Source organism: Caulobacter sp. CCH9-E1 (assembly GCF_001556515.1).
Taxonomy (GTDB): domain Bacteria; phylum Pseudomonadota; class Alphaproteobacteria; order Caulobacterales; family Caulobacteraceae; genus Caulobacter.
On record NZ_LSJA01000121.1, the window covers coordinates 1 to 18,459 of the forward strand.

Sequence of the window (18,459 nt, forward strand, 5' to 3'; positions counted from 1 at the left end):
CGGGCGTTATGGAAGCAAACCTCCGCGCATACAGGGGGCGCCATCTAAAGTTGATACTCTATTTACCGAGTATCGCCGAGGTCAGAGCATCCTTGTGATCTCGTAACCGCTTGTTACCCCGCGTCTCAGGGCGATGACCCCGCGTCTCAAAGTGGATAATTCCCGCGACGGAAATCTTGACGAGGTCGAGCGCGATCCAGAAAAGCCCCACTTTGAGTAGAGTTTCGTCCGCGCCCCTCTTTGAGGCGCCGCGGCGCATCAGTTGGAGCGCCACATGACGGCGACGACCACCGTAAGCCCCACTGGCACGAGCTATATCGACCAGCTGCTGTCCGGCGCGAAGTGGCAAAGCGGAAACCTCACCTTCGCCTTCCCCGCCAGTGAAAGCGCGTTGGGCTACGCGTTGGACGACAGCGCCTCGTTCGGGGCGCTGACCTCGTCTGAGCAGACGGCGTTCAAGGCCATCATGAGCCGGTGGGCCGCGGTCGCCGGGGTGACGTTCACCGAGGTTTCCGACCCTGCGGCGGCCGACATCGCGGTCTATCGGTATCGATCGGCGGGCCCGGCGGCGGGAGTTGTTCAGCCTCCGAACGGCACGGCGCAAGGCGGCGACATTCAGCTGAACGACGCCATCGTGGCGGGGGATCTGGGGCAGCCGGGCGCCTTCAGCTATTTCTGGGCGCTGCGAGCGGTGGGCGAAGCGCTGGGGCTCAAGTCGCCCAGCGCCAGCGCGGGCGCCTTCCCGACCTCGAACGACGTCTACATCTCCGACTCGGTGATGAGCGAGTTCGCCTATGCGGGCCACGGTACGAGCCAGATCGCCGCCGGCGCCTATCCCTCCTCGCCGATGCCGAACGACGTCGCCGCGATCCAGGCGCTGTACGGCGCCAACAGCAATGCGCTGACCGCCAATATCGGCGACACGACCTATACCTTCGATCCGACCGCTGCGGTCATCTTCCAGACGCGGGTCGATGGCGGGGGAAACGACACCTTCAACTTCTCCAGCTACTCCACGAACCTGTCGGTCGATCTGCGCGCGGGCGGCTGGACGGACCTGGGCGGGCAGTACGCCCAGCTCGACACCAGCGATGCGACCAAGAAGCCGCCGGGCAACATCGCCACGCCGCTGAGCGGCGGCGTCACCTTGATCGAGAACGTCTATGGCGGCTCGGGCAATGACACCCTGATCGGCAATTCGGCCGACAACCTGTTGCGCGGCAATGGCGGCGACGACGTGCTGAAGCCAGGGGCGGGTAACGACACCCTGACGGGCGGCGCCGGCGCCGACACCTTCGACTTCTCCGACGGCGCGACCGGCGGCAAGCGGATCACCGATTTCGGCGCGGGCGACGTGATCAAGCTGCGCGACGTCGTGAACGGCGGGGTGATCGTCGAGAGCGGCTTCAACGGTCTGACCGCCGGTCAGGTCGGCTTCGGCTGGAATGGCGTCTCCAACGTGCTGTATGTGGGGCTGGACGCCACGCCTGGCGCCGACCTGACTATCGAGTTCGCCAACGCGATCGGTTTGGGCCAGCTGGCGGTCAGCGGTCAGACGATCCGCTATCAGGCCGACACGACCGCGCCCCAGGTCACCTCGGTCTCGACGCCGTATCCCAAGACCTACAAGCCCGGCGAGACCCTGGACTTCACGGTCAGTTTCGACGAGGCGGTCATCGTCACCGGGACGCCGAAGCTGTCCGTGGCGATCGGCTCGATGGTTCGGCAGCTCGACTATGTCAGCGGGTCGAGAAGCAACGCGCTCGTCTTCCGCTACACCGTCCAGAGCGGCGACAGCGCCAATGGCGTCACCGTCGGCATGCTGTGGGAGGACAACGCCACGCTGAAGGACGCGGCCGGCAACGCCGCCAACCTGACGCTGAACTATGTCGGCTCGGGCGGCAACGTGATTGTCGACGGCGTCGCGCCCGTCGTCGGCTCGGTCTCGGTCCCGACGAACGCCACCTACAAGGCCGGCGATGCTCTGACCTTCACGGTGAATTTCGATGAGGCCGTCACCGTCACGGGCGCGCCGCAGCTGGCCCTGACCGTGGGCTCGACGGCGCGTCAGGCCGACTATGTCAGCGGCTCGGGGACCTCGGCCCTGGTCTTCCGCTACACCATCCAGAGCGGCGAGACGGACGCTGACGGGATCACGGTCGGCTCTCTGAACCTGAACAGCGGGACGCTGAAGGACGGGGCGGGCAACAACGCCGCCCTGACCCTGAACAGCATCGGCGCGACCTCGTCGGTGCTGGTCGACGGGGTGAGCCCCTACAACAATACGGTCGTGGTTCCGGACACGGGATACTACCGGAGCGGCGAGACGCTGACGTTCAGCCTCGTCTTCTCGGAGCGGGTCGTCGTCACCGGGACGCCGCAGCTCGGGCTGACCGTCGGCTCGACCACGCGCCAGGCGGACTATGTCGGCGGCTCGGGCTCCGATACGCTGACCTTCCGCTACACGATCCAGGCCGGCGACCACGCGCCCAGCGGCATCGACGTCAACGGCCTGACGCTGAACGGCGGGACGCTGACGGACCAGGCCGGCAACGCCGCCTCGCTGACCGCCAACGGCGCGTCCAGCGCGCGAGTCGATATGGCGCCGCCCGTCGTCACCTCGGTCTCGGTCCCGGCGGCGGGCGCCTACAAGGCCGGTGACGCCCTGACCTTCACCGTCGCGCTGGACGAAGCGGTCACCGTCACGGGAACGCCGCAACTGGCCCTGACCGTGGGCTCGACCGTCCGCCAGGCCGACTATGTCAGCGGCTCTGGCGGCTCGACCCTGGTGTTCCGCTACACCGTCCAGAGCGGCGACGCCGACGCCGACGGGATCGCGGTCGGCGCCCTGGGGCTGAACGGCGGGACGCTAAAGGACCAGGCCGGCAACGCCGCCAACCTGACGCTGAACGGCGTCGGCGCGACCGCCAGCGTGCTGGTCGACACCGCGGGGCCGACCGTCAGCTCGGCCTCGGGCCCGTCTGCGGCCACCTACAAGGTCGGCGACGCCCTGAACTTCACGGTCAATTTCAGCGAGGCGATCACCGTCACCGGCGCGCCCAAGCTGGCCCTGACCCTCGACGCCGGCGGGACCGTGGACGCGACCTATGTCAGCGGCTCAGGGACCAGCGCGCTGGTCTTCCGCTACACCGTCCAGGCCGGAAACGCCGACACGGACGGCGTGACTTTGGGCTCGTCGATCGTCCTGAACGGCGGGACGCTGAAGGACGCCAGCGGCAACGACGCCGCCCTGACCGGCGTCAGCGTCCCGGGCCTGGCCAACGTCAAGGTCGACAGCGTCGCGCCCTCGGCGCAGTCGATCGACCGCGTTGGCGCGGCCGTCAGCAAGGCGACCAGCCAATCGTTCACCGTCACCTTCGGCGAGGCGGTGACCGGCGTCGACGCCAGCGACTTCATCGTGACCGCCACGGGGACCGCCGCCGGGACGATCACGGGCGTCAGCGGTTCGGGCGCGACCTATACGGTCACCCTGGGTTCGGTCACCGGCGACGGGACGCTGCGCCTGGACCTCAAGAGCTCGGGAACGGGCGTCGCCGACGCCGCTGGCAACCCGATCGCGTCGGGCTTCGCCGCGGGCCAGAGCGTCACGATCGACAACACCGCGCCGGCCGCTCCGACCATCGCGGTCGTGGCCGGCGACGACACGATCAGCGCGGGCGAGGTTTCGGGCCTGACCCTTGGCGGCGCGATCGAGGCCGGCGCGACCGTGGCCCTGACGATCGGCGGCGTCGCCAAGACCGCCACCGTTAGCGGAACCACCTGGACCTACGCGGTCACCCAGGCCGACATCGACGCCCTGGGCGCGGGCGCCAAGACCATCTCGGTCACCGCCGCCGACGCGCTCGGCAATGTCAGCACGGCCGGCAGCCGCACGGTGACGATCGCGGCTGACGCTCTCACGCCCGAGCCCGAGCCCGAGCCCACGCCGGCGCCTACCCTGGCCGATCTCACCGCCCGGCCCGCCAGCGCCTTCGTGGCGCTCGCGCTGGGCGGCCTGACGATCACGCCCGGCTCGTCCAAGACCGCCAGCGCCACGATCACCCTCCCGGACGGGTCCACGGCCCCCAGCACCGCGGCCCAGGTCCAGGCGAGCATCGACGCCGCGCTCGCCGCCTTCAAGGCGGGCCAGATCACCCAGGCGGTGTTCGAGCAGCGCCTGACCCTGGCCGTGGCCCCGACCACGGGCGTGGCCCACGACGCCTACAAGTTCTTCACCGGGGTGACGCCGTCGCGCGCCGGCATGACCTGGCTGATCGACTCCGCCGACAATCCCAACGACCTGACCGACGGCTACTACGCCCGGTTCACGGTCGAGAACCGCTACATCAACTTCGCCGTCAACCTGGGCAAGGTCGGCGAGGGCCGCGCCAGCTTCGAGACCAAGTACGGCGGCCTGACCTTCGCCGACGCGGTGGCCAAGGCCTATGGCGAGATCATCGGCGCCAGCGAGGCCCAAGGCGCCGGCGTCGATGTCGCCGCCGCCCTGCGCTACATCCAGAGCCAGGAGGCCTACTTCCGCGCCCTGGGCGGCGACGACCTGGGCGCCAAGGCCGCCATGGCCGGCTACGTCCTCAGCGTCGGAACCAGCTTCCACGTCGGCAAGTACTACGGCGCGCTCGAGGACTACGTCGTCGGCGCCATCACCGCCGGCGCCAGCGCGTCAGCGGCGGCGCCGGCTTGGGACCTGACGTAGGGAGCGCGCGACGGCGGAAGCCTCGCGCGCCCTTGCTCTACATCGCCACCCGCAACGACGCCTTGAAGGCCCGCGGCGCGCCCGGATAGACCCAGACCGGGCTGTAGGAGCTGGCCGCGTAGCGTTCGTTGAACAGGTTGTCGACCTCGGCCCGCAGGGTCACGTTCGGGGTCAGATCATAGTCGACCGCCGCCTTGGCCTTCCAGTAAGACGGCAGCCGCAGGCCGCTGGCGTCGATCGCTCCGGCGCGGTCGCCGACATAGGCCGCGCCGGCGGTCACCGACCAGTCCGTCCCGCGTCCCGTCGGGAAGCGCCCGATCAGATAGGCGCCGCCCGAGTGCTTGGGCACGTCCAGCACGGCGCTCGTCGGGAAGGCCGTGTCGTCGGCGCGGGCGTGGGTGTAGGCGTAGTTGACCACCACCCGCCAGGCGTCGCTCAGCTCGGCCGACAGGTCGCCCTCGACGCCCTTGCTCTTCAGCCGGCCGACGGGCGCCAGGTAGTTGGAGTCCACCGGGTCGTTGGCCAGGATGTTGCGCTTGGTGATGTCGAAGGCGGTGATCCCGAGGTCCACGCCCTTCCAGTGGCCCGACACGCCCAGTTCGCCGCCCTTGCCGCGCTCGGGCGCGAAGCCGGCGCCGGTGCGGCCCAGTCCCGAGTTCAGCACGAACGACTGGCCATAGCTGCCGTGCAGCGCCCAGGCGTCGGTCAGGCGGTAGCGGGCGGCCAGACGGTAGTCCAGCGGATGGCCCGTCGTCTTGCCGGCGATCCCGGTGCGACGGTTGCGGATCTTCTGGACGTAGTCGTCGTAGCGCAGGGCGCCCGTCAGGCTGAGGCGGTCGGTGACCTCCCACAGGTCCTCGACGTAGAGCGTCGCGACGCTTCGGGTCTCGCGGTTGTCGGTGAACGGCAGCAAGGCCAGGGCCTGGCCGCCATAGACGGGGTTGTAGATGTTGATCCCATAGGGCGCCGTGGCGGTGGGATTCCGCCGCATCAGGCCCTCGTGGTAGTCGAGGCTGTAGGCCTTCAGGCCGATCGTGGGGCGGTGGACGCCCAGCGGGCTGTCGAAGCGGCCCGACAGCTCCAGCCGCGCCGAGATGTCGGTGACGGAGTAGTCGCGCTGGCGGCGCTGGCGCCACAGGGTGTCGCCGACCAGCCGCGACTGGTCGCTGGAGAAGCCCTTCAGCGTTCCTTCGCGCCAGGCCAGGCCCCCGCTCAGCCGCCAATCGCCGCTGAGCTGGGTTTCGCCGGTCAGCTGGTGGCGCAGGTTGCGGAAGTGGGTCACTCCGTCGCCGGGCTCGCCGAAGAAGCGCGAGGCGGGCAGGGCGGTCGCGTTGCCGTTCACCGCCGGCTGACCCCGGTCGAACGGCGTGTCGAAGCGGGTCCATTCGCCGACATAGGTCAGGCGGGTCCGGTCGTTGGGACGCCAGGTCAGGGACGGGGCGATCGTCGCGCGGTCCATCTTCACATAATCGCGCCAGCCGTCCGAATGCTCGCGCGCCACGACCAGGCGGGCGGCGAGAGCCTCGCCCAGCGGTCCGCCGACATCCGCCTCGCCTCGACGCAGGCCAAACGACCCCACCGTGGCGGTCGCTTCCAGACTGCGGGTGAAGCGCGGCGTCTTGGAGACGATGTTGACGCGACCGGCCGGGTCGATGTCGCCGAACAGGGCGCCGGCCGGACCTTTCAGCAGCTCGACCCGCTCGGCCACGGCCGGGTCGCGGGGCGGCGCCAGGCCCCGGTTGGCCAGGAAACCGTCCACATAGTACTCGGCCCCGCCGTCGGGGGTGCCCAGGAAGCCGCGGATGGCGAAGTTGTCCATCACCCCGCCGCGGTTGTTCTGCTGGCTGATCCCGCTGACCAACTCCAGCACATCGGCTAGGCGCGTGGCGCCGACCGCCTCGATCAGGTCGTGCTCGACCGAGCGGCTGGACGGCGACATGCGTTGCGTCACAGGGCCCGCGCCCAGGGTCGCGTCGGCCGGATAGGCGCGGCGGCCCAGGATCACGATCTCGTCGACCGCGCTCTCGGGAGGCGGGGCGGCGTCGGCGCCCGCGGCGGCGAGCAGGCAGGCGGCGGCGCAGCTGGAAAGCAGAGGCAACTAAAGGCTCCGTTGTAATGTTATAAAGTATCGGCTAAGCGAGCTACGCCATGCTGTCAACGCCCATCGCTTCGCCCGCCGCCGCCGCCCGCCGCATCGCCTCGATCGACGCCCTCAGAGGCTTCGTCATGCTGCTGATGCTGGTGGACCACACACGCGAGGCCTTCTTCATCCACGCCCAGGTCTCCGACCCGATGGACCTGTCGACGACGTCGCCGGCGCTGTTCTTCACGCGGCTATCGGCGCACCTGTGCGCGCCGGTGTTCGTGGCCCTGACCGGCGTGTCGGCCTGGCTATACGGCCAGAAGGCGGGCGGGGCCGGGGCGGCGGCCGGCTTCCTGTTCAAGCGGGGCCTGTTCCTGGTGGCGCTGGAAGTGACCCTGGTGAACTTCGGCTGGACGTTCTCGCTGACGCCTAAACTCGTCTATCTGCAGGTGATCTGGGCCATCGGCCTGTCGATGATCGCGCTGGCGGCCCTGGTCCGCCTACCGCGCCCCGCCCTGATCGCCGTCGGCCTCGTGATCTTGCTGGGCCACAACCTGCTGGACCCGATCACCATCCCCAAGGGCGCGCCGGGGCACGTGCTCTGGGCGATCCTGCACGACCGGGGTTTGATCGACCTGCCGTGGGGCGGCCAGGCGCGGACCTCATACCCGATCCTCCCATGGATCGGCGTCGCGGCGCTCGGCTATGCGATCGGGCCGTGGTTCAAGCTGGAGGCCGACGCGCGTCGGCGGCGGCTGCGGGTCCTGGCGGCAGGGGCGCTGGCGCTGCTGGCGGTCCTGCGCGCGATCAACCTCTACGGCGACCCTACGCCCTGGAGCCCGGGCGCCACGCCGCTGCTGACGGTCATGAGCGTGCTGAACCTCACCAAGTACCCGCCCTCGGCCGACTTCCTGCTACTGACCCTGGGCGTTGGCGCGATCCTGCTGGCGGCCCTGGAGCGCGCGCCCGAGCGGCTGACCGCCGTGCTCGTCGCCTTCGGCGGCGCGCCGCTGTTCTTCTACCTCGTCCACATCTACGGCCTGAACCTGCTGAACCTCGGCGCGCTAGCCGTCCTCGGCCCCAACCACGGCGAGTTGTTCAGCGTCCCCAACGTGGCGTCGATCTGGCTGCTGGCGGCGCTGGTCGCCGTGCCTTGCGGCTTGGCCAGCCACTGGTTCGGCGGCCTGAAGCGCCGCAGCGGGCAGTGGTGGATGAAGTATCTGTAGGCGTGGATGTTCTTCTCCCCTTGCGGGAGAAGGTGGCCTGCGAAGCAGGTCGGATGAGGGGTTTCTCGGTCAGGCCGGCGCCCCCTCACCCGGCCCTCGGGCCACCCTCTCCCGCAAGGGGGAGAGGGAAGCTCACCCCTTGCGGAAGAACCCGAAGATCCGCTCCGCCAGCGCCTGGCTCACGCCCTCGACCTTGACCAGATCCTCGACGCTCGCCCGGCTCACGCCCTTCGCTGACCCGAATGCGTGGAGCAGGGCCTTCTTGCGCCCCGGGCCGACGCCTTCGATCTCGTCCAGCGGGTTCTTCTTCAGGTCCATGCTGCGGCGGGTGCGGTGGGCGCCGATGGCGAAGCGGTGGGCTTCGTCGCGCAGGCGCTGGAGGTAGTAGAGCACCGGCGACTTGGGCTCGAGCATGAAGGGCGGCTGGCCAGGCAGGAAGAAGCGCTCCAGGCCCGCGTCGCGGTCCGGGCCCTTGGCGACGCCGACCACGGCGATGTCGTCGACGCCCAAGTCGGCCATGATCTCCAGCGCCGCGTCCAGCTGGCCCTTGCCGCCGTCGACCAGCACGAGGTCGGGGCGGTTGTCGCTGTCGCCTTCCTCCTCCTCCTTGACCAGGCGGGCGAAGCGGCGCTTCAGCACCTCCTTCATCATGCCGTAGTCGTCGCCAGGCGTGAGGTCGGTCGAGCGGATGTTGAACTTGCGGTACTGGCCCTTCATGAAGCCTTCGGGCCCGGCCACGATCATGCCGCCGACGGCGTTCGTGCCTTGGATGTGGCTGTTGTCGTAGACCTCGATCCGCTCGGGCGGGGCCTCCAGCTTGAAGGCCTCGCAGACGCCCGCGAGCAGCTTGGTCTGGGCCGAGCCCTCGGCCATTTTCCGGCCCAGGGCCTCCTTGGCGTTGGTCAGGGCGTGGGAGACGAGGTCGGCCTTCTCGCCGCGCTTGGGGACGCTGATCTCGACCTTGCGGCCGCTCTTCAGCGCGAAGGCCTCGGACAGAAGCTGGCTCTCGGCCGGCTGGACATTGGTCAGGATCAGGCGCGGGATCGGCTTGTCGTCGTAGAACTGGCCCAGGAACGCGGTGATGATCCGCTGCTCCTCGGTGACGCCTTCTTCCTCGCTCTCGTCCGCCGCGCCGGTGATCCGCGGGAAGTAGGCGCGGTTGCCCCAGTTCTGGCCGGCGCGGAAGAAGAACACCTGCACGCAGGCCTGGCCGCCCTCGACGTGCAGGGCCACGACGTCGGCCTCGTCCACGGTCTCGGGATTGATCTGGGTCTCCTGGGCGACGGCCGAGAGGGCGCGAATGCGGTCGCGCAGGCGGGCGGCGCGCTCGAACTCCAGGTCCTCGGCGGCCTCCTCCATCTGCTTGGCCATCGAGGCGATGACCGCGCGGGACTTGCCCCGCAGGAAGGCCTCGGCCTGGTCGACCAGGGCCTGGTAGTCGTCCTTGCCGATCAGGCCGGTGCAGGGGGCGGCGCAGCGCTTGATCTGGTGCAGCATGCAGGGCCGGTCGCGCGTCTCGTAGACGCTGTCGCTGCACGAGCGGAGCAGGAAGGCCTTCTGCAGGGTGTTCAAGGTGCGGTTCACCGCCCAGGCGCTGGCGAACGGACCGAAATAGTCGCCCTTGATCGTGTGGGCGCCGCGGTGCTTCCGGAGCTGCGGGGCGTCGTGGTCGCGGCGAATGACGATCTCGGGGAAGCTCTTGTCGTCGCGCAGCAGCACGTTGAAGCGCGGCTTCAGCGACTTGATCAGGTTGATCTCGAGCAGCAGGGCGTCGGCTTCGGTGCGGGTGGTGACGAACTCCATGGACCGCGTCGCGTCGACCATGTGGGCGATGCGGTTGGTGTGGAAGCGGCCCTGGGCGTACTGGATCACCCGCTTCTTGAGGCTCTTGGCCTTGCCGACATAGAGCACCTCGTCGCCCTCGCCGATCATGCGGTAGACGCCGGGCGCGTCGGGCAGGCGCGTGACCTCGTCCTTGATCAGGGCGGCGCCGGTCAGGCGGGGAGACGGGGGCGTTTCGGTCGTCGTATCGGTCACGTCCGACATATAGGCGAGTCCGCGCGTTCGGGCGATCTCCAGGCCTGACATCCGCTGTCAGCAGCGCTCCTGGCGACGCTCGCGCGGCAAGCTCAGGCGCGATTTATAGTAGCGTTTTCAATTAATTACATTTGATATGACGAGGAGCGAGCCTCCGCGGCCTCCCGTTCTTGCGGTGACCCGGCGCGCTGGCCGACCAGAGAGCGATCCCGGGTTTCATCAAGACCGGGGAGGCCCCATGGCCAAGCAGGAAGAGACCCAATCGGCCTCGGCGACGACCGCCGCCGCGACCGCCGACAACGGCAAGAAGGCCGAGGACAAGAAGACCGCCGACACCGCCGGAACCCAGGCGAGCGCGTCATCGTCGGGCGGCTCCCAATCGGGCGCTTCAAACGCGAGCAAGGCTGGCGAGAGCCAGCAAGGCGGCGGGCAGAGCGCTCAAGCCTCCGCCGGCCAGAATGCGACAGGTCAGAACACCACCGACGGCATCGAGCTGCTGAAAGCCGATCACCGCAAGGTCGACGCGCTGTTCAAGGCCTACGAGTCCGCCTCGTCGGACCGCAAGAGCCAGCTGATCGAGGAGATCTGCGGAGAGCTGATCCTGCACACGCGGCTGGAGGAGGAGATCTTCTATCCCGCCTGCCGCGAGGCCGCCTCCGACGAGGAGCCGCTGAACGAGGCGCAGGTCGAGCACGACGGCGCCAAGGTGCTGATCGCCGATCTCTTGGACAGCGACGACAGCGATCCCTATCGCGACGCCAAGCTGAAGGTGCTGGCCGAACAGGTCCGGCATCACGTGGCCGAGGAGGAGAAGGCCGGTTCGGGCGTCTTCGCCAAGGCCAAGGCGGCGGGCGTCGACACCCAGGCGTTGGGGCGCGAGCTGCGCCAGCGCAAGGACGAGCTGACCCAGCGGCAAGGGGCCCCGTGGCCCACCGCCCTGGTGTCGCTCGACCTTTCCGAACTCTCCGAAGGCCAACCACAGGAGGAATACATGGCCAGACAGCAAGGCGGTCGAGACCGCGACGAACAAGGCCGCTTCACCAGCGACGACGACCGCGGGCGGTCGCGCGGCGGCCGGGACGACGATCGGGGCGGCTACCGCTCGCGCGGCGGACGCGACGACAACGATGGTCGCGGCTGGTACGGCGACTCGCAGGGTCACTCGGAAGCCTCGCGCCGGGGCTGGGAGACGCGCGGCGGCGGCGAGTCCCGCAGCTTCCGCGACGACGATGACGATCGCGGCTATCGCTCGCGCGGCAATGACCGCGAGCGCGACGAATACGGCCGCTTCATGAGCGAGGACGACGATCGCGGCGGACGCGGTGGTCGCAGCAGCGGCGGCGGTCGCGGCCAGGGCGGCTGGTTCGGCGACAGCGAGGGCCACGCCCGCGCCGCCCGTCGCGGCCGGGACGAGGATGATCGCGGCGGCGACTACCGCTCGCGCGGCAATGACCGCGACCGCGACGAATACGGCCGCTTCACCAGCGACGACGACCGCGGCGGCTACCGCTCGCGCGGCGGCGGTGACGATGATCGCGGCGGTCGCGGCCAGGGCGGCTGGTTCGGCGACAGCCGGGGCCATTCGGAGGCCGCTCGCAGGGGCTGGGATGATCGCGACAGCGGCTACCGCTCGCGCGGCGGACGCGACGACGATGACGACCGCGGCGGCCGTGGCGGCGGCGGTGATGGCGGCCGAGGCCAGGGCGGCTGGTTCGGCGACAGCGAAGGCCATTCCGATGCGGCCCGCAAGGGCTGGGAAGACCGCGACAGCGGCTACCGCTCGCGCGGCGGGCGTGACGACGATGACCGCGGCGGTCGCGGCCGGAGCAGCGGCGGCGCCAGCGGCGGCGGTCGCGGCCGAAGCCAGGGCGGCTGGTTCGGCGACAGCGAAGGTCACGCCGAGGCGGCCCGACGGGGTTGGGAAGACCGGCGCTAGGGCGATAGCCTAGCGACGTCTGGTGGCGCGCTCGCGGCTATCGCCGCGGGCGCGTCGTCGCATCTGGCCCGAAAGCGAATTCCCCTGCGGCCGGTAAGGCCTTATGACGCGCGCCATGACCACGCGCACGCTCTTCGCCACCCCGATCTACCAAGCCAGCCTCGCCGGCGAGAAGGGCTTCGAGACCTTCATCGACGACCTGCACGACGCCTGCGTCGCCATCGCCGAGGAGGACGAGGCCGGCCAAGCCTGGGCCTATAACAAGGGCTATCTGGGCTACACCTCCTACGCCTCGCTGAACGACCTGCCGCTGCGCGACAGCCTGTTCGCCGAGCTGAAGAAGAAGCTCGACAAGCACGCCGCGGCCTTCGCCAAGGACCTCTGTTTCGACCTGGGGGCCGGCAAGCTGGTCATGGACAGCTTCTGGATCAACATCCTGGAGCCGGGCGGCCAGCACACCGGCCACATCCACCCGCACAGCGTCATCTCCGGCACGATCTACGTGACCATCCCGCCGGGCGCCTCGGCCCTGAAGTTCGAGGATCCGCGCCTGCCGATGATGATGGCCGCGCCCAATCGCCTGGCCGACGCGCCCGAGGCGCTGCAGCCGTTCGTCTACGTCCAGCCCGCGTCCGGGACGATCCTGATGTGGGAGAGCTGGCTGCGCCACGAGGTGACGCCCAACCAGGCCGACGAGCAGCGCATCAGCGTCAGCTTCAACTACGCCTGGCGGTAGGCGGGCGCCGCGCTTGGACACTTTGTCCAGGACACCCAAGAGGATGAAATCGGTAGAGGTCCTGGCGACTTAGGAAGACGACGGGCGTCGTTCTTCGACGCCGTTCTGGAGTAACGCCTTGACCTGGGCAGACTGGTTTCCGTTCGTCTTCTTCCCGTTCAAGATCATCGTGCTTGGCGTTGGGATGTTCTTCTCCATCAAGTGGCACCACGATCAGGCCAAGAAGGAAGAGCGGGAGAAGGCGGAAAGGGCCAAGGCCCATGAAGAGGGCGAGCTCCAGGACGCCACCGCTTAAGCTGACGGCTTTCGCCCGGGGGCGCTACCCTAGACGGTAGCGCTTGCCGCTGGGGAAGTGTTATCCGCGCGGAGGATAATCCCGCGGAGGCCTCGTGACCAAACCCGGCACATCGTTCCTGGTGAACTTCGCCATGGCTTCGGCCCTGCTGTACGTGTTCCGCGCCGTGCTGTGGCCGTTCACCCTGGCGCTGGTGCTGGCGATCCTGATCATGGCGCTGAGCGAGCGGGTCGTGCGCCTGCTGCCCAAGGCGCGCCGCTGGATGGTGTTCGCCATCACCGCCGTGATCGTCGGCGGGATCATCGTCGCCAGCATGGCGGTGGTGATCGAGGGGGCCTCGCGGATCGTGCTCAAGATGCCGGCCATGCTGGAGCGGATCGACCAGCTGCTGGCGACGATCCCCGCGCCGGGCGGGCGGCTGAGCCTGGAGGCCCTGGCCCAGAAGGTCGAGCTGGGTCCGCTGGCCGATCGCCTGCTGGGCAGCGTCCAGGACGCCTCGGCGGGCCTGGGCCTGACCCTGATCTTCCTGTTCTTTCTGCTGCTGTCCAAGCCGATGATCGAGAAGCGCGTCGACCAGATCGTCGCCGCGCGCGGCGGGCGGGGGTTGGCCACGGTGCTGGAGCGCAGCTTCTCGGGCGTCGAGAGCTACATGTACGTCCAGTCGATCACCGGCCTGATGATCGCCATCGGCTCCTGGGTGGTCATGATGGCGGTGGGCCTGGACAACGCCCTGTTCTGGGGCCTGGTGATCTTCCTGTTCGCCTATCTGCCGGTGCTGGGGGTGCTGGCCGGCAGCGTCGGGCCGACCCTGTTCGCCCTTCTGCAGTTTCCCAGCCTGACGCCTGCGATCATCGTGTTCGTCGGCATCCAGATCGTCTCGTCGATCGTCGGCAACCTGGTCCTGCCCAAGATGCAGGCCGACAGCCAGAACATCGACCCGGCCGCCAGCCTGATCGCCGTCGGCATGTGGACGGTGCTGTGGGGCGTGCCGGGCGCGTTCCTGGCCATCCCGCTGACCCTGGCGCTGATGTACGCCCTGGCCCAGTACGAGGACCTGCGCTGGCTGGCGGTGCTGATCTCGCACGACGGCGACCCGACCCCGATGGAGGCGGCGGAGTAGGGCCTAGGCCTTCTGCTTGAAGAGCCGCTGCAGCTTCGGCCGAACGCGCAGGAACCGCCGATAGAGCGCGTCCAGCGCCTTCAGCGCCCAGGGCCGCCGCGCCAGCAGGCCGAAGGGCCGCAGCACCGGGATCGCCCGCCACATGGCCGCGAACGCCGCCGCGCCCGACAGCAGCTGGCCGTTCTCATTGGCGTGGAACTTGGCGAGCAGGTCGGCGCGGTCGATCGGGCAACTGGCGTCCTCGCTGGAAACATCGATGAAGCTGATCGCGCCGCGCCGATCCAGCCGGCGCATCAGGGCGATCTCGCGGACGCACAGCGGACACGCGCCGTCGAACCAAACCGTCACCTGAGCCATCGGTACGCCCTCCAGACTGTCTCTAGAGGTGGGCCCGCCGCGCCCGCGCGTCAATCGTTGACCCGCCTCAAGGCGCGCGGCGGGGCGAAGGCGGAGAAGGCCGCCCACGATCAAGCGTACGGAAGGATCAGGGTCATGAAGCACTATTTCGTCGGCGGCGGTATCGGCGCCCTGGCCGGAGCCGCCTTCCTGATCCGTGACGCGGCCGTCGCCGGCGCGGACATCACGATCTACGAGAAGCATCCCAAGGTGTTCGGCGGCTCGCTGGACGGCTCGCGCCTGCCCGACGGCTCGTACTCGCTGCGCGGCGGGCGGATGCTGACGACCGACCACTACGAGTGCACCTGGGACCTGCTCTCGACCATTCCCAGCGTCGACGCGCCCGGCCAGACGGTGCGCGAGCAGACCGTCGCCTTCAACAAGGAGGTCGTCGCTCACTCCCAAGCAAGGCTGGTCGACCGCAACCTGCACAAGGTCGACGTGACCCACCTGGGCTTTTCCATGCAGGACCGGCTGGAGCTGGTGCGGCTGATGCAGACGCCCGAGGAGACCTTGGGCGATGATCCGATCACCGACTGGCTGTCGCCGCCCTTCTTCGAGACCAATTTCTGGTTCATGTGGCAGACGACCTTCGCCTTCCAACCCTGGCACAGCGCCGTCGAGCTGAAGCGCTATTTCCATCGCTTCATGAACGAGTTCCCGCGCATCGAGACGCTCGGCGGGGTCAAGCGCACGGTCTACAACCAGTATGACGCCATCGTCGTGCCGCTGGAGCGCTGGCTGCGCGAGCGCGGGGTGAACTTCGTCGGCGACACGGTCGTCACCGACATGGAAATCGCTACCGAGGCCGGCCGCCACCGCGTCACCCGCCTGACCCTGGACCGCGCGGGCAAGGTCGAGACGGTGGACGTGGCCGCCGACGACCTCGTCTTCTGCCAGAACGGCTCGATGACCGACGCCACGAGCCTCGGGACCATGGAGGCTCCGCCGCCGGCCATGACCAAGGCCGACAGCCAGGGCTGGACGCTGTGGGAGAAGATCGCCGCCGGCCGTCCCGAGTTCGGCAATCCCGCCGCCTTCAACACCCAGATCGGCCGCAGCCTGTGGGAGTCGTTCACGGTCACCTGCCGCAACCCGAAGTTCTTCGACGCCATGAAGGCCTTCAGCGGCAATGAGGCCGGGACCGGCGGCCTGGTGACCTTCAAGGACTCGCGCTGGCTGATGTCGGTGGTGCTGTACCACCAGCCGCACTTCCTGGATCAGCCGAAGGGCTGGTCGGTGTTCTGGGGCTACGCCCTGCATCCCGACCGGGTCGGCGACTTCGTCGCCAAGCCGATGAGCCAGTGCGGCGGCCGCGAGATCCTGCGGGAGCTGTGCGGCCATCTGGGCCTGGAGCCGGAGGTCTTCGAGGACACGACCTGCGTGCCGTGCCGGCTGCCCTACATCACCTCGATGTTCATGCCGCGCCGCAAGGAGGACCGCCCTCTGCCGGTCCCGGAGACCTCGGTGAACCTGGCCTTCGTCAGCCAGTTCGTGGAGATCCCCGACGACGTGGTCTTCACGGTCGAATATTCGGTCCGGGCGGCGCAGATGGCGGTCTACCAGCTGAAGGGCGTCGACCGCTCGATCCCGCCGATCACCCGCCACGACCACGCGCCCGAGGTGCTGCTGCGCACGGTGGCCAAGGCGATGCGCTGAGGCGAAACTTGGCCGAAGGACCGGGGGTTTGGTTCTCGAAAAGGAGACCGTCATGGCCCACACCCCCGCGTCCACGCCCGAGCATTCCGGCGAAGCGATCAGCATCCAGAAGGTCGCGCCGTTCGGGCCGGACGGCGATCGCGCCATCGTCCTGACCACGACCGCGCAGGACCTCGAGGGCCGCCTGGAGGACCGCTGCTCGGCCTATCACGACAACATCTCGCCGCCGCTGGTCTGGACGCCGGCGGAGGGCGCTGTCGCCTACGCCATCGTGGTCGAGGATCCCGACGCCCCGCGCGAGCGGCCGTTCATCCACTGGCTGATCTGGAACATCCCTGGCGAGGCCACCAGCCTTCCCGAGGGCCTCCCGGCCGAGCCCAGCCTCGGCTTGATCGGCGGCGCGACCCAGGGGCGCAACGACAGCGGCTCGATCGGCTGGTTTGGCCCCAAGCCGCCGCCGGGCCACGGCGCGCACCATTACCAGTTCCAGATCTTCGCCCTGGCCGAGCGCCTGACCTTTGGCCCGGAGACCCCGCTGGACGTGCTGCTCAACGCCCTGAAGGGCGAGACCCTGGCCGACGGCCTGATGGTGGCGACGTACGAGAGGGCGGACGCGTCGCCGGCCTAAGCTCGGCCTCGACGCCCTCGCGGCGTGGCGCCATGCTCCCGAGCGGGGAGGGCGCGACATGACGCTGTTCAGACTGTTCCTGCTGGCGTGCCTGGTGGCGATCGTCGGCTACACCAGCGTGACCATCGCCAACCATGGCTGGAACCTCTTGCCGATCTTCTTCGGCGACATGGCGGCGATGGGTTGGCCGGGCCAGTTCAACCTGGATTTCTTCTGCTTCCTGCTGCTGTCGGGCCTGTGGGTCGCGTGGCGCGGCGGCTTCAAGCCGGCGGCCCTGGCGCTGGGCGGCGTCGCCGTGTTCGGCGGGATGCTGTTCCTGTCGATCTACCTGCTGGTGCTGCTGTCGCGCTCGGGCGGTGACATCCGCCGCGTGCTGCTGGGCGAGCGGGCTTAGGGCGCGTCGTTCTCCCCCTAGGGTCCGCAGGTCCACTCGCCCTCGATCACGCGGCGGGCGCCGTCGGCCCGGTCGTAGGTGAGGGTGGCGGGGCTGGGCGGCGATTCACCGCCGCCGCGCGCCGGACCGGTCACCGCGATGGTCACGGTCTTGCCCCGTCCGCTGAAGGTCGCCCCCTTCAGCATGCCGTCGAAGCCGCCGGGCGCGGCGACGCGCTCGACATAGTCGCCCACCTTGACCAGGCCGAAGGCGGGATCGCGCGAGCCGACGACGCCCATGGCGATCAGCAGCGGCCCCGGGCCGCCCGCGCTGAAGCCGCAGCCCAATTCTCCCTCGAGCGGATTGGCCTCGCGGTCGGCGGCGGTCAGGGGCGACAGCTGGATCGGCGAACCGTCGCCCCCGACCGTGGCGCTTTGAGCGGCCGGCGGCGCGGCGGGTGTCGGGGTGGGCGCGTCCGGCGCGGGCTCGGTCTTGTCCGCGGCGGGCCTGGGCGAGCAGGCGGCGAGAGTCAGGGCGGCCAGCGCGGCGGCGGCCGCGCGAGGGTGTCCGGTCATGGCGGTCTCCCGCTGGGGGTGGTCAGGCGGCCGCGGGCTCGGCGCTGACCCTGACGGCCTTCCAGTGCCGCTCCAGGGTCCAGGCCGCCACCGCCAGCCACAGCAGGCCCAGGAAGGCGTGGCCGCGCTGCCAGTAGCCAACGTCGTGGCCGGTGCGGACGTTCCAGACGCCGGTCAGCAGGGCGAACACCAGCAGAAGCCCGAAGAACCAGCCCAGCGAGAAGTTGGCCAGGCGCCGGTGCTCTGGCCGACCCCACAGGGCCCAGGCGGTGAACAGCGGCGCGAACTGGATGGCCAGGCCCACGCCGCAGGCGCGGTGCATCGGATCGGGCCAGTGGAAGATTCCGGCGAAGACCGCGCCCAGGCCCGTCAGCGCCACGAACAGGCCCGCGAAGGCCGAGACCGCCCGGCGTCCGCCGGCGTGCTCAAGCGCGTGGGTGAAGCCGGCGCCGGCGAACAGGCCCGCGACGCCGGCGATGACCATGCCGATGTTGAAGACCTCGGGCATCGGCGCGGCCGGTCCGCCCAGCTCGCTGATGAACTGCGCGCCGGCGTCGAAGCCCGGGAAAAGCCGCTGGGCGATCCACACGTCGGCCACCATCACGGCCGGCGCGATCACGCCGATCTTCAGGAAAGCGCCGGTGCGGAGCAAGGGGAGGGCCTCTGGGGGAAGGGGAGGCT

14 protein-coding genes are annotated in these 18,459 nt (G+C 69.4%); 9 read left to right on the top strand and 5 right to left on the bottom strand.

The genetic code is table 11. From position 1 onward, the window contains the following. The first annotated feature begins 274 nt into the window (after nt 1-274). Entirely contained in the window at nt 275-4,714 is a 4,440-nt protein-coding gene (locus tag AX690_RS07835) for a M10 family metallopeptidase C-terminal domain-containing protein (protein ID WP_066686854.1), read from the top strand. Between the two features lie 37 nt (nt 4,715-4,751). On the opposite strand, the gene AX690_RS07840 is transcribed toward AX690_RS07835, so the two are convergent. Continuing rightward, nucleotides 4,752-6,812: a TonB-dependent siderophore receptor gene (locus AX690_RS07840; protein ID WP_066686853.1), complete on the bottom strand. Its 2,061-nt coding sequence runs from the start codon at nt 6,810-6,812 to the stop codon at nt 4,752-4,754. A 50-nt stretch (nt 6,813-6,862) separates the two neighbouring features. Between AX690_RS07840 and AX690_RS07845 the strand changes: the two genes are divergently transcribed. Then, a complete protein-coding gene (locus AX690_RS07845; protein WP_066686849.1) occupies nt 6,863-8,023 on the top strand; it encodes a DUF1624 domain-containing protein in 1,161 nt (386 codons plus the stop codon). Nucleotides 8,024-8,155: 132 nt separating this feature from the next. Here the strand turns inward: AX690_RS07845 and uvrC are convergent, their stop codons facing one another. Next, on the bottom strand, nt 8,156-10,069 hold the full coding sequence (uvrC, locus tag AX690_RS07850) for an excinuclease ABC subunit UvrC (RefSeq protein ID WP_066686864.1): 1,914 nt from the start codon (nt 10,067-10,069) through the stop codon (nt 8,156-8,158). A gap of 229 nt (nt 10,070-10,298) precedes the next feature. Between uvrC and AX690_RS23240 the strand changes: the two genes are divergently transcribed. From AX690_RS23240 to AX690_RS07865, 4 genes are all read left to right on the top strand, one after another. After that, nucleotides 10,299-11,996: a hemerythrin domain-containing protein gene (locus AX690_RS23240; RefSeq protein WP_197426810.1), complete on the top strand. Its 1,698-nt coding sequence runs from the start codon at nt 10,299-10,301 to the stop codon at nt 11,994-11,996. A 115-nt stretch (nt 11,997-12,111) separates the two neighbouring features. Further along, complete coding sequence (locus AX690_RS07860; RefSeq protein ID WP_066686862.1) at nt 12,112-12,732, top strand: TIGR02466 family protein; 621 nt, start codon at nt 12,112-12,114, stop codon at nt 12,730-12,732. 118 nt (nt 12,733-12,850) lie between these two features. Next, nucleotides 12,851-13,027: a hypothetical protein gene (locus AX690_RS23245; RefSeq protein ID WP_197426811.1), complete on the top strand. Its 177-nt coding sequence runs from the start codon at nt 12,851-12,853 to the stop codon at nt 13,025-13,027. 94 nt (nt 13,028-13,121) lie between these two features. Next, nucleotides 13,122-14,147: an AI-2E family transporter gene (locus AX690_RS07865; protein ID WP_066686846.1), complete on the top strand. Its 1,026-nt coding sequence runs from the start codon at nt 13,122-13,124 to the stop codon at nt 14,145-14,147. Nucleotides 14,148-14,150: 3 nt separating this feature from the next. Here AX690_RS07865 and AX690_RS07870 read toward each other — a convergent pair whose 3' ends face one another. Then, entirely contained in the window at nt 14,151-14,504 is a 354-nt protein-coding gene (locus AX690_RS07870) for a thiol-disulfide oxidoreductase DCC family protein (RefSeq protein WP_066686843.1), read from the bottom strand. 57 nt (nt 14,505-14,561) lie between these two features. On the opposite strand from AX690_RS07870, the gene AX690_RS07875 reads away from it, so the two are divergent. From AX690_RS07875 to AX690_RS07885, 3 genes are read left to right on the top strand one after another with little or no spacing between them, the layout of a single operon-like run. Continuing rightward, the gene (locus tag AX690_RS07875) at nt 14,562-16,202 is read left to right on the top strand and encodes an oleate hydratase (RefSeq protein WP_255357060.1); all 1,641 of its coding nucleotides are present in this window, start codon (nt 14,562-14,564) and stop codon (nt 16,200-16,202) included. 52 nt (nt 16,203-16,254) lie between these two features. Then, complete coding sequence (locus AX690_RS07880; RefSeq protein ID WP_066686860.1) at nt 16,255-16,830, top strand: YbhB/YbcL family Raf kinase inhibitor-like protein; 576 nt, start codon at nt 16,255-16,257, stop codon at nt 16,828-16,830. A 58-nt stretch (nt 16,831-16,888) separates the two neighbouring features. Beyond that, nucleotides 16,889-17,224, top strand: a complete 336-nt coding sequence (locus AX690_RS07885) for a hypothetical protein (RefSeq protein WP_066686838.1) — start codon at nt 16,889-16,891, stop codon at nt 17,222-17,224. A gap of 17 nt (nt 17,225-17,241) precedes the next feature. Here the strand turns inward: AX690_RS07885 and AX690_RS07890 are convergent, their stop codons facing one another. Both AX690_RS07890 and AX690_RS07895 read right to left on the bottom strand, forming a co-directional pair. Next, nucleotides 17,242-17,778, bottom strand: coding sequence for a hypothetical protein (locus AX690_RS07890; protein ID WP_066686835.1), 537 nt, complete (start codon nt 17,776-17,778; stop codon nt 17,242-17,244). A 22-nt stretch (nt 17,779-17,800) separates the two neighbouring features. Further along, complete coding sequence (locus AX690_RS07895; protein ID WP_082769559.1) at nt 17,801-18,430, bottom strand: DUF998 domain-containing protein; 630 nt, start codon at nt 18,428-18,430, stop codon at nt 17,801-17,803. Nucleotides 18,431-18,459: the final 29 nt, after the last annotated feature.

Excerpts from the sequence above, each read along its gene's own strand:
- AX690_RS07835 (WP_066686854.1), top strand. The coding sequence starts at position 275 with ATGACGGCGACGACCACCGTAAGCCCCACTGGCACGAGCTATATCGAC.
- AX690_RS07845 (WP_066686849.1), top strand. The coding sequence starts at position 6,863 with ATGCTGTCAACGCCCATCGCTTCGCCCGCCGCCGCCGCCCGCCGCATC.
- uvrC (WP_066686864.1), bottom strand. The coding sequence starts at position 10,069 with ATGTCGGACGTGACCGATACGACGACCGAAACGCCCCCGTCTCCCCGC.
- AX690_RS23240 (WP_197426810.1), top strand. The coding sequence starts at position 10,299 with ATGGCCAAGCAGGAAGAGACCCAATCGGCCTCGGCGACGACCGCCGCC.
- AX690_RS07860 (WP_066686862.1), top strand. The coding sequence starts at position 12,112 with ATGACCACGCGCACGCTCTTCGCCACCCCGATCTACCAAGCCAGCCTC.
- AX690_RS07870 (WP_066686843.1), bottom strand. The coding sequence starts at position 14,504 with ATGGCTCAGGTGACGGTTTGGTTCGACGGCGCGTGTCCGCTGTGCGTC.
- AX690_RS07880 (WP_066686860.1), top strand. The coding sequence starts at position 16,255 with ATGGCCCACACCCCCGCGTCCACGCCCGAGCATTCCGGCGAAGCGATC.
- AX690_RS07885 (WP_066686838.1), top strand. The coding sequence starts at position 16,889 with ATGACGCTGTTCAGACTGTTCCTGCTGGCGTGCCTGGTGGCGATCGTC.
- AX690_RS07890 (WP_066686835.1), bottom strand. The coding sequence starts at position 17,778 with ATGACCGGACACCCTCGCGCGGCCGCCGCCGCGCTGGCCGCCCTGACT.